The organism is Flavobacterium sp. K77, assembly GCF_021608205.1.
Classification (GTDB): Bacteria; Bacteroidota; Bacteroidia; order Flavobacteriales; family Flavobacteriaceae; genus Flavobacterium; species Flavobacterium turcicum.
Window position 1 is genome coordinate 202,586 of the sequence record NZ_JAKIHO010000001.1, and the last position, 11,712, is coordinate 214,297.

At 34.2% G+C, this 11,712-nt stretch carries 8 protein-coding genes; 2 read left to right on the forward strand and 6 right to left on the reverse strand.

What is annotated here, in order from left to right:
- Nucleotides 1-28 precede the first annotated feature (28 nt).
- Entirely contained in the window at nt 29-1,897 is a 1,869-nt protein-coding gene (locus tag L1S34_RS00930; RefSeq protein WP_236362200.1) for a M1 family metallopeptidase, read from the forward strand.
- 234 nt (nt 1,898-2,131) lie between these two features.
- Here L1S34_RS00930 and L1S34_RS00935 read toward each other — a convergent pair whose 3' ends face one another.
- The 4 genes from L1S34_RS00935 to L1S34_RS00950 are packed head-to-tail and all read right to left on the reverse strand — an operon-like array spanning nt 2,132 to nt 8,704.
- Nucleotides 2,132-3,232 (reverse strand): MBOAT family O-acyltransferase, encoded by a 1,101-nt coding sequence (locus L1S34_RS00935; protein WP_236362202.1) that lies wholly within the window; start codon nt 3,230-3,232, stop codon nt 2,132-2,134.
- Nucleotides 3,229-4,095 (reverse strand): hypothetical protein, encoded by an 867-nt coding sequence (locus L1S34_RS00940; protein ID WP_236362204.1) that lies wholly within the window; start codon nt 4,093-4,095, stop codon nt 3,229-3,231. The genes L1S34_RS00935 and L1S34_RS00940 overlap by 4 nt, the downstream gene beginning before the upstream one ends.
- A 41-nt stretch (nt 4,096-4,136) precedes the next feature.
- Complete coding sequence (locus tag L1S34_RS00945) at nt 4,137-5,972, reverse strand: AMP-binding protein (RefSeq protein WP_236362206.1); 1,836 nt, start codon at nt 5,970-5,972, stop codon at nt 4,137-4,139.
- The gene (locus L1S34_RS00950) at nt 5,969-8,704 is read right to left on the reverse strand and encodes a class I adenylate-forming enzyme family protein (protein WP_236362208.1); all 2,736 of its coding nucleotides are present in this window, start codon (nt 8,702-8,704) and stop codon (nt 5,969-5,971) included. Before L1S34_RS00950 ends, L1S34_RS00945 begins: the two co-directional genes overlap by 4 nt.
- A gap of 165 nt (nt 8,705-8,869) precedes the next feature.
- Here L1S34_RS00950 and L1S34_RS00955 point away from each other — a divergent pair, with 165 nt between their 5' ends.
- Nucleotides 8,870-9,262: a hypothetical protein gene (locus L1S34_RS00955; RefSeq protein WP_236362211.1), complete on the forward strand. Its 393-nt coding sequence runs from the start codon at nt 8,870-8,872 to the stop codon at nt 9,260-9,262.
- Nucleotides 9,263-9,339: 77 nt separating this feature from the next.
- On the opposite strand, the gene L1S34_RS00960 is transcribed toward L1S34_RS00955, so the two are convergent.
- Nucleotides 9,340-10,545: an NAD(P)/FAD-dependent oxidoreductase gene (locus L1S34_RS00960; RefSeq protein ID WP_236362213.1), complete on the reverse strand. Its 1,206-nt coding sequence runs from the start codon at nt 10,543-10,545 to the stop codon at nt 9,340-9,342.
- A 211-nt stretch (nt 10,546-10,756) separates the two neighbouring features.
- On the reverse strand, nt 10,757-11,695 hold the full coding sequence (locus tag L1S34_RS00965) for an L-threonine 3-dehydrogenase (RefSeq protein WP_210788178.1): 939 nt from the start codon (nt 11,693-11,695) through the stop codon (nt 10,757-10,759).
- Nucleotides 11,696-11,712: the final 17 nt, after the last annotated feature.

Genomic DNA, 11,712 nt, shown 5'->3' on the forward strand with positions numbered 1-11,712 from the left:
GTCCTTCCATTTTTTATTTTAACCACTTATGAAAAAACTATTTTTATGCGCTCTTTTAACTACTGGTTTTGGTAGTGTTTGGGCACAAAGTAATGCGTATTGGCAGCAACATGCAAACTACAAAATGGAAGTTGCACTCGATGTAGCTACCTATAAGTACAAAGGAGCGCAAGAGCTGGTGTATACTAACAATTCTTCGGATACGTTAAGAAAAGTGTATTACCATTTATTCAACAACGCTTTTCAGCCAGGAAGCGAAATGGATGCGCGCATTCAAAACATCAAAGATCCTGATGGCAGAATGGTCTCTAAAGTAAAAGTAGGTGACAAAGAAGTAAAAGAAAGTCGCATTAAAAATTTGAAACCTAACGAAATTGGGTTTTTACACGTAACGAATTTCAAACAAGATGGTGTTGCCGCTGCTGCAAAAGAGGTGGGAACCATACTCGAAGTAACTTTGGCAAAGCCTATTTTACCGAATTCTAAAACTACATTTACACTAGATTTTGACGGACAAGTTCCGGTACAAATTCGTCGTTCAGGACGAAATAATGCTGAAGGAGTTGAATTGTCAATGGCGCAATGGTATCCTAAATTGGCCGAATTTGATTTTGAAGGTTGGCACGCTGATCCTTATATAGCAAGAGAATTTCACGGAGTTTGGGGCGACTTTGATGTAAAAATTACTATCGATAAAAACTATGTTTTAGGTGGAACAGGTTACTTGCAAAATCCAAATGAAATTGGTCACGGATACCAAGATCAAGGCACAGTGGTTACCATTCCTAAAAAAGCTAAAACACTAACATGGCATTTTAAAGCACCAATGGTTCACGACTTTACTTGGGCAGCTGACAAAAACTATATTCATGATATTGCTAAAGGTCCAAATGGTGTTGATATTCACTTTTTGTACAAAAACAATCCGCAATACATTGAAAACTGGAAAAATTTACAGCCGTTAACTGTAAAATTGATGGAGTTTTACAACAAAACCGTGGGCGATTATCCGTACAAACAATATTCGGTAATTCAAGGTGGCGATGGCGGAATGGAGTATGCCATGTGTACTTTGATTTTGGGTCAAGGAAAATTTGAAGGATTGTTGGGCGTAACAGCTCACGAAATGGCGCACTCTTGGTTCCAACACGTATTGGCTTCCAACGAATCTAAACACGGCTGGATGGACGAAGGATTTACATCGTTCTTAGAAGATTTAGGAATGAATGAACTTGCAGAGAAAAAAGCACAAAATCCTTTTTCGGGAGGTTATGCAGGATATTTTTCAATGGTTAATTCAGGAAAAGAATTGCCTCAAGGAACACACGCCGATCGTTTTGATGAAAACAGAGTGTACAGTATTAGTTCGTACAGTAAAGGAGAACTTTTCTTGACACAATTAGTTTATTTGATTGGGAAAGACAATTTGATGAAGACTTTGAAAAAATACTACAGCGATTTCAAATTCAAGCATCCTACACCGAATGATATTAAAAGAACTGCCGAAAGAGTTTCAGGTGCTAACTTAGATTGGTATTTAACAGATTGGACACAAACAACCAACACAATTGATTACGGAATTAAAGAAGTAACTGAAAATGCAGGTCAAACCAAAGTAGTTTTAGAAAGAATTGGTAGAATGCCAATGCCAATTGATTTGCTTGTAGAATATACAGATGGAACAGTAGAAACTTTTTATGTGCCGTTGCGCATGATGAGTTTTGAAAAAGAAAATCCGTATCCAGCAATTAAAAGAACCGTACTTTCTGATTGGGCTTGGGCATACCCAACTTACGAGTTGAATCTTCCTAAAGCAAAATCATCTATAAAAAGTATTACCATTGACCCAAGCAGTTTAATGGCTGATATTAAAAAAGAGAATAACGTTTTTAAATAATTCTTTTTAATAAAATTAATGTCTACTTCTTGATCAACATCTTTAAAGTGTTGTTGAAGAAGTAGACATTTTTTTTATGTAGTTAAAGTTACCAGCCAATATAACGAAATTGTCCTTCTCCAAGATCAGCCAAAAGTAATCTTAGAAGATAGATTATTAATATGGTATACCATATTACGATTAGAATTAAGGCTGTGTTTTTATGGAAGTATTTTTTTAAAAAAGAATACATGGTTATGAAATTAGAAATAAAATTTTGTAAGTTTCAATTGCACTTGCTAGCGATTCATGACTGATAATGATGCCACTACAAGCAAAAAAATGAAGTACAAACAGCCGTCCTAAAAAAGTGCTTACTAAGTTTTTTGGTATTTGTTGAAAAAAGGAACCTACAGAAATGGCTATTGCCTGCAAAATTCCCCAAATCAAGTAACGAATTGAAATTTCATGCCACATTGCAATTACAATCATCGTAATCCCCACGCCTAGCAGTGGTTTTCTGTAGTATGAACTAATAGGAGTGTAGATATAATCTTTGCAAAAAGACGATAACGACATGTGGTACTTTGTCCAGAAATCGCGCATGTTTGTTGTTAAAAATGGATAATTAAAATTTTCAGTTATCCGGTAACCCATCAATAAACTAAGACCTATTGCAATATCAGAGTACCCAGCAAACTGAAAGTAAGCATTCAAAACAAAACGAATAGTTTCTAAGTAATTTTGTAGCCAAATGTCACTTGGATCTAAATTTTTGATAAAAAGGTTTGCCTTAAACGTAAATAAATAATTTCCTAGAATAACAATTTTAGACAAGCCATACAATATGCGTTGTAATCCATCAGAAAAGTAGTCTTGATTAAAGCGTCTTCTTTGCCAATCCTTCACAAAATCAGCATAGCGGTTTATTGGACCAACAATAAATACAGGTAGAAAAAAATTATAGCTCAAGTAGAACAATAGGTTTGGGTTTTTAACTTTATCTTTAAAAAATTCTAAAGTGTAATGAATATTTCGAAACGTGTAATAAGAAATTCCCAAAGGCACAACCCAATTTTGTTCTAAAGCAATAGTTATTTTTATTGTCAATAGCAATAGCGCCAAAAACAGTAAGCTAATCCCTATTTTGAAGGTTTGTTTTAGTTTTGTGTGATGTAGAAGGTAAAAATTTCCTATCGTGACAAATGTCAACAAAGCAAAAGATAATGGAGACTCATAAAGAATAAATAATCCAGTACAAATAATTTGCGATTGTAAAACATATTTTTTTGGCAAAATCCATGATAAAATAACCATAGGAATAGCAAAGCAAAACAAATGATAGACTAAGGTCATGGTAATAATTTAAATTGAGTAATTAGCCAATCTTGGTATTTTTTTGCGCCTTTGTAATTTAAATGGCCACCATCAACAAAGTCAGAATTATTCAATAGATTAGGATACTTCCAGAAGTCTATTTTATAGGTTCTTTGGTATTTTTTTAGTACTTCGATCCAAGCTTTTTTTTGAGTAGAACTTAACCAGATTTGTTCTAATTGAGGAGCACGAGGAAGATCTATAAAAATAATTTTTGTCTTTTTAAGCTGTAACGTTGAACAAGCCTCGTTTAAAATTTTATTTTCATTAAATAATCTAATAGAACGCTTTTTTTGTAATAATTGTTTATAATCTTCAATGTTAAACTGATCATGGAATAAAGCGTTTTCGGGTGTGATTTTAAAGAAATTTATTGTCTTTTCTGGAGCCAATCCAATTGTATTTTTGACAAAAAAAAATAAATTATTAATAGCAATTTTTAGATACTTCAAGGTTAACTCAGTTTCTTCACCATCAACCAAGATGTGATTGATCTCAATAAATAGATAATCTGGTGGATGATTTACTAATTCTTCAAAAAGTTTTAATTTGTTAATTTTTTCATTGTCTAGAGCATTAATTGCTATGGAGCAAATTTTTGGACTTGCTTTTGTTTGCTTTAATTCAAATTTTTCATCAATTGCGTTTAGGTTATATAAGGCATGACCTATTAAAGATGATCCTAAAAAAACAACTGATGGTCTTGCGGCATTAGAACTGTTATTTACTTTTAAAATTTTTCTGACTTTAGTGTTGATATTTTTATATTCGATTTGTTTATTTTTCTTTTCAGTTTGTAAACCAAATACAGAAATTAATACAAGCACTAAAATGGTACTCACAGTATACAACCAAACTTTTAGCGGTGGACTCGTTTCGTTCATTAATTAATTTTTTTTGAAATCATGGCGTGAATGGAGCGAATGCTCGTCATTGACATAATCTCTGAAGTTGTAAATTGAATTGAAAAAATTTCTTCAAGTGTTGTTATAAAAATCAAGTTATTCAATGAGTCCCATCCTGAAAGAGAATTTGAAGAGCTTGCTTCAGTTATGTCATTGCTGTCAATTTTAAAAGTAGTAGCCGCAGTTTGAATAATAGTTTCGAGTGTTTCTGCGCTATTCTCAATTGGTTTTTTTAATTGCTGCTCAATATTTTTCTTTAGTTGATCTACTTGTATTTTGCCACTTATACCACGCGGTAAATCAGCAACAAAATAAATATCATGAGGCACTTTTTCTTGCTCTAAATTTTCTCGTAGGTATTTGTAAAGTTGTATTTCATTTAAAGTACTACCTTCATTTAGTTGAATGCAGGCAATTATTTTTTCAGTCAAAACAGCGTCATAAACGCCAATTACTTTACAATCATGAACTTCATTAGTGTTTAATATTACTTCTTCAATTTCCTCAGGTTGAATCCTAAAACCACCAGAGTTGATCATGCTTTTTTTACGACCAATTATTTTAACAAACCCTTGTTCGTCTTGCTGTGCATAATCGCCGGTATGTAACCATCCATCAATAAGTACTTCAAGGGTTGCTGTAGGGTTACCAAAATATTTTTTCATGATGTGTTTACCAGAAATAGCTAACTCACCGGTTTTATTTGGTCCTACTTCGGTACCATTTTCATCAATAATTTTTACTTCGCAATCAACAGGTTTTCCTACGGTTCCTATTTTAAAAGAATCTGATGAGGGGCCACAAAACAAACTGCCATTAACAGTTTCGGTCAAACCATAAACATTCAATATTTGAACCTTAAAAAGAGACGAAACTGAAGTCCATAATTTTTCCTCAAGTTGCGCTGCTACTGAAATGATGTACTTAAAGTCGGGAGTTTGAAAACTATCTTCAAAATCTTCGTGGTATTTCTCAAAAAAGGAAAGCAAAGTAGGAACTACAAATAAGTGTGATATCTTATACTTGTAGATTGCGTAATAGATTAAATCGAGTTTAGAAGTATCGAGTTTAAAAGGGCAATACCAAGTGGCACCACAATAAAAAGCTAGAAGTGGACCTTGATTGATTCCATCTGCATGATATAGATTAAGTACATTTAAAATAGCCGAACTTTCATTCATTTCATACACTTTTTGTAATGTTTCTAAATGACTAAATAAGCTATCATAAGATATTGCAACACCTTTTGGATCTGAGGTAGAACCTGATGTGTACATTATATATGCTATACTCTCAGGGTCAATCGCTTTATGGTTTTGCAATGGTACCTTTTCAAATTTTTGTAAACAAGCCGGATACGAGTTGTTGTTAATGTCTGTGTTAGAATCGGTAGTTTTTTGTGCAAAAATTTTACTCAGAAATTTTTTCTTTCCAACTTGAGTTCTTTGTATTTCGATGCAGTTTTCATGCGTAACTTCCCAGGCTAATTTTACAGAAGTATCTAAAAAAATAGCTTTTGGTTCGCAATTTTTTATGATAGAATGTGCCCTAGATGATTTGGTATTGTAGTCTAATAAAACCACGGTCAGGCCAAATGAATATGCGGCAATTGTTAATTCTACTAAACTTTGGTGGTCTGCTGTAGACAATATAATTTTATCCGATGCTTGCAAACCGAGTTTATCAAAATAAACACTAAGTTGATTTGTAGTTGAAACAAGATCTTGATAAGTAATAGCTTTATTATCTGCTAAAACAGCAAATTTTTTATTGGGATATAATCGCGCGCGATCTAGCAATTGTATACAATTCATAAATACTTTTGTAATTCTGTTTTAATAATTTTTCCGTGGCTTGTACGTGGCATTTTCTCAATTATTTTAATGACGCTAGGTACTTTGCTCTGGCCTAATTGTTTCGAAATTTTTTCTTTTATAGTTCCAATACCAATTTCTGGTGTTTTATTCTGGTTTACTACTTCTACAAACAAAGCTAGTTTTTCTGATTCGTTATCAAAAAAAGAGATTAGTCCAGTGTCTACAACATCTCCTAGTGCTTGCACTACGTCTTCAATTTCTTGAAAATATACAATTTCACTACGAGCATTTTTTATAAAATCTTTCTTTCGCCCTGTTAATTCGATGGTTCCAAGTATCGTTTTTTTGGCTAAATCTCCAGTGTAGAACCAAGTTTGAACTCCATCAAAATCAGAATTATTGGAATGATATCCTTGGGTATTGCAATAACTATATATGCGCAGTTCGCCAATGATTCCTATGGGTACTTCTTGATTGTTTTTATCAACAATTTGAGCAATACAATCAATGGTCTTGCCTATATTATGTCCAATATCTTGGTATGATACATGAGTTTCTCCAAGGCAAAAGCCCGTTGTTTCAGTCAAGCCGTAGTAGTTCAAGATTTTTTTAGTTGTTTTTTCAAAAAATAGTTCTTTCAATTGTTTCGATAAATTACTTCCGGTACTTAAAACGGTGCTCACTTTCGCCAATCTATTTTTTACTTCTTTTTTAGTTAAAAATTGATTCAGTAAACTAGGACTCGCCACCAAAAAACTAATGTCTGCTTCATAAATACCATCTAAAAGCGCACTTATGTTATTGCGTTCATCCTTTGACGGAAGAACACAACTTGCTCCAGCAGTAGCGGTAACCAAGCAGGCATTGCGTAGGCCACTCATAGAATCAAGATTTCCAATTGAAAGGTATTTATCTTGATTTGTAATTTTATATGTTGTTACCATATTGATAGCGCTTTGAAACAATTGTCCATGCGTTAACAATACCCCTTTTGGCTTACCACTTGATCCAGATGTATGCAAAATCACTGCAAGATCATTTTCATGAAGTGATAACAATGGTGTCATCTCTTCGTTTTCAAGTAACCAATCAGAAAAAAATAACTTTGTACCCGTTTCATTGAAGTCTTCGGAATCAAAATAAACAGTTTCCGCCTTAGGATTTTCGATTGCTTTAGTAGAGTAGTTTAAAAAAATAATTTTTGGCTGGTATTGTACAATTAAATCATTAAAAAGAGCTTCAGGAAGGTCGCTATTGATAGGTACAAACACAACACCTAAATTCATACAGGCCCAAAATAAGCCCATAGCTTCAAAATGAATATCTGCCTCTAAAATAATCGTATCTCCTTTTTTAAATCCTTTTTGTTGTAAGGTGTACGTGATGCAATTTACAATTTCATTAAACTCCTTGTAATTGTAAAAAGTTTCATCAGTACGATCAAACGCAAAGGTGTTTTCTGGAAAATTTCTAACGGATCTTTGCCACAAGGTTTGTAAGTTCATGAGCTCAGGGGCATCAATAAACTCTTGGTGAGAGAAATAGTGCTGTAATCGTACTTGTTTTGAGGTAATGGGTACAATTTGTAAAATATCTAGTCGCTCTAACTTAGTAATTATTTTTTTAAAATTAGTTTCATTTAAACCCAATTGTTTTTGAATGAAGCTACAACTGCGGCATTTTCGGGCCCAATACAATAAAATTAATTCTTCGTTCGAAAGATGGTAACCCAATGTTTTTTCAAGTTGCGCTTCATACACAGGGTGATTTTGCAATAAGTTTAAAATCTCATCCTCTAAATCGGATTTTCTGTAAATAATTTGATTGTTACTATCAACTTCTAAGAGTGGATTGAGTAAAATATTAGCTGCCTTGATATCGAAATAATCAAAAAAATTGTAGGACTGCAGTTCGCTCTCAAGATCTATTTTAGTTGGTGCAATGGCTATTAATCCGTTATAATCTCCTGTATTAGGATTTGCTTTAGCTTGAAAATTTTGATCAAAACTTTTACGATACAAATCAGGCTCTGAAAACACATAAGCTGATTTGTTCATAGGTTTTAACTGCTCAAAAAATGCTTCATAATCACGACCGTGAATCAAGTCTCCGCATCTAGAAAAATAAGGAACAGGTTCATTATTAGATAAATGAACGTGCGGAAAAACAAGCAATGCATTATCTTGACTAACTCTTAAAATCTCCGGAATTAAATTTGTTTTTAATTGTCTGTGTAGCAAATCAAATCCAAAAACAAAAGCAATAGATTGATCCTCAAAAGGTAATTTTTCCTTAAGGTTACAAAAATAAATTTCAACATTTGAGGGTATTTCTTGATGAGAAAACCAATAAGCAAACCCATTGTAACCCAGAACATCAGTGTCACCTTCCCAAATACTGATTATTTTTTGTTCAGGAAACAAGCCTGATAGCATAGCGGTAGACCAGCCAGTTCTACTCCAAATATCCAAAATTACATCCCCTTTTTTAAGCTTTTTTTTCAAATAGGGTATAAAAGGGTAAAAGGCTTTGTTAGCTTCATTAAATGGGTTAAACATGGCGTACAAATCAAATAGCGGCTTTCGAAATTTGTTTCGGCAAAAGAGTTCGTACGAGCTAGAATTTATTTTATTATGAATATTTTGTTCCTTTTTTTCACTGATGCTATCTATTGCAAGTGAAGATTCGGTATAAAACCGAAGGTTCGAAATTTGAGGGATATTTATCATTCAAATTGAATTGGTAAACTGAATTATGATTAATTTTGTCAGGGTCGCGGTCCGACTTGCAAAGTTATGACTAAATAAAGAAAGTTTAGTTATCAGTTGCTATTCATAGCGTGTTAAAACGCGGGCTTCTCAAAAATTATTTTAAGATTTTAATTATTTTTTCACATGAAATTCAAATACAATGAAGCAACTGCTTCGCTTGAAATTATAGACAGTTTAAAAAGTCATTTTTTAATTGTACGACTCTTGCTCATCGTGACTTTTGTCAATGTGATTTTGAACCTATCCAATTCTCAAGTGGAGTTTGGTTTAATGAAACTAATTTGGTTGTTAATTGGTATGGCAGCTGCGGTGGGTTTGCGACAGTATTTTATAAAAAAAACGGGTAGCAATACGATTCCGCTGGAGCAAATTGTATCCGTGCAAGATAAGTCGACATCGGTTAGAAAAAAATATGCCCTCGTACTCAAAAACGGTAAACTTCGGGATTTAATTGAATTACAATCTGAAGCAGAGTACAAAGAATTACAGACGTTATTAGCAAAAAAGAAAAAGTAAGTTCTTCTTTTTACGCTCCACACAAAAGCCCAAATAAACTATGGTTTACTTGGGCTTTTTGTTATTTGGAAAACAAATTATCGTCTGAATTTAAAAGTATCTGACAGTGGATGTTTTTTGTTTTGTAGCATGTCAGCAACAAGTTCCATTCCGATGACAGAAAAGGTGATTCCGTTACCGCCAAAACCAAGCACAAAATAAGCGCCCGGAAAATTAGGATGTTCGCCTATGTAGGGTAATCCGTCTTTAGTTTCTCCAAAAGTACCTGCCCAAACAAAATCGGTTTGGAATTGGTAATCTGGCAACATTTTTTTCAAATAGTTCTTTAGTTTGACTGATTTTTTTTCAAGTAAAGCATCACGTTTTGAAGCATCAACAAAGTCTTCATCCTCACCACCTATCAACAACCTGTTGTCATCTGTGGTGCGCATGTACATATAAGGTTTTGCGGTGTTCCAAAAAAGAGTTTCACTCAAGTGACTTTGATCGTCTTCAAATTGTTCCCCAACCATGGCGTAGGTTGACAAGAGGTTCACGAATTTATCTTTAATAATTTCAGTACTTTCAAAGCCGTTGCAATAGATGATTTTTTTGGCAGTAATTGTGCTGCCATGCTCGATTGTAACTACAACGTTGTTTTGGTTATAGCTTGTGTTTTTAATATCAGTTTTGTCAAATATTTGCAAACCTTTTTTATGATTGTAGTGCAAAAGATCATGTGCCAATTGAAACGCATCAATACTTCCGCCTTGTTGTGATAAAATGCCGCCGTGCGAATTTTTTATTTTAAAACGTTTTTCAATGTCAGCAGCTTCGAGCCATTGCACAGGAAGTCCTATTTGTTTTCGGGCCTCAAATTCATCTTTCAGCCAAGCAACATCTTTTTTATAAGCAGCAAAGTAAAGGGAATCCTTTTTCTTGAATCCGCAGTCAGATTTTATGGTTGAAACAATCTTTTGCAAATCGTCTATTGATCTGTAGCAAGCCCAGTAACTCGCGGCTGCCTCTTCAGGACCTATTAAATCGTTGAGTTCGTGTAATGGAACATCTATTTCATATTGCAGCATCGAGGTTGTTGCTGATGTACTGCCATGACCTATTTCTCGTCTGTCAATTAAAACCGTTTTGTGACCGTCTTTGATGCATTGATGCGCAATCAAACTTCCCGTGATACCGCCACCTACTACCAAAATATCCGTAGAAATATTTTCTTGTAACGATGGATAGGAGTGCAGAATTCCGTTTTTTACCAACCAAAAAGGTTCACTTGATTTAAGTTTCATAACGTTCTAGTTTTTATCAAAAATAATGATAATCAGTGCGCTACATTTATTTTTAAAATGATAATGTTACATAATTATAGGGTGATTTCTGTTTTTTTAGGAAACGATTGTTTTTTAAATGGAAGTGTGGGGTTTGGAAGTTTGAAATATCACAAACAAAAAAACGCCGCAAAACATCAATTTTGCGGCGTTTTGTTTATGTGCAAAAAGTTTACTTCAAATGCTCCAGCATATCAATTGTCATGCTTGCTAAATCAAACTCATGATTCCAATTCCAGTCTTTGCGAGCGCTGCTGTCATCAATACTGGCAGGCCAGCTATCGGCAATTTTCTGACGGAAATCCGGTTCGTAGGTAATCGTAAATTCAGGAATGTGTTTCTTGATTTCGGCAGCAATTTCTGTTGGCGTAAAGCTCATAGCTGCAAGGTTGTAAGAAGAACGAATCTTAATTTCTTCCACAGGTGCTTGCATGATTTTGATGGTTGCCGCAATAGCGTCATCCATGTACATCATTGGCATTTTAGTTTCTGAGGATAAAAAACATTCGTATTTTTGATCGGCTAGTGCTTTGTGATAAATATCTACAGCATAATCTGTAGTTCCGCCACCAGGAGGCGATGACCAACTAATTAAACCAGGATAACGAATGCTGCGCACATCAACACCAAACACATTGTGGTAGTATTCACACCATCTCTCGCCTGCTTGCTTACTGATTCCGTACACCGTTGATGGCTCCATAACCGTGTATTGAGGTGTGTTTTCTTTGGGTGTTGTTGGTCCAAAAACCGCGATGCTTGATGGCCAAAATATCTTTTTTATTTTTCCGGCTTTCGCCAAATTCAAAACATGGAATAAAGAGTTCATATTCAAATCCCATGCAAAGGCAGGGTTTTTCTCGGCTGTTGCCGATAATAGTGCAGCCATTAAATATACATCGGTAATTTGATGAACTTCGACCAAATGCTCAATTTGATTAAAATCTAAAGCATTTACTACTTCAAATGGACCCGAATTTACTACATCAACGTTCAGTTTTCTGATGTCAGAGGCAATCACATTTTCGGTTCCGTAAATCGAGCGTAACTTTTGCGTAAGCTCTGTTCCTATTTGGCCGCAAGCGCCTATAATCAATATTTTAGTACTCATCTTTTTCTGTTTTGAAA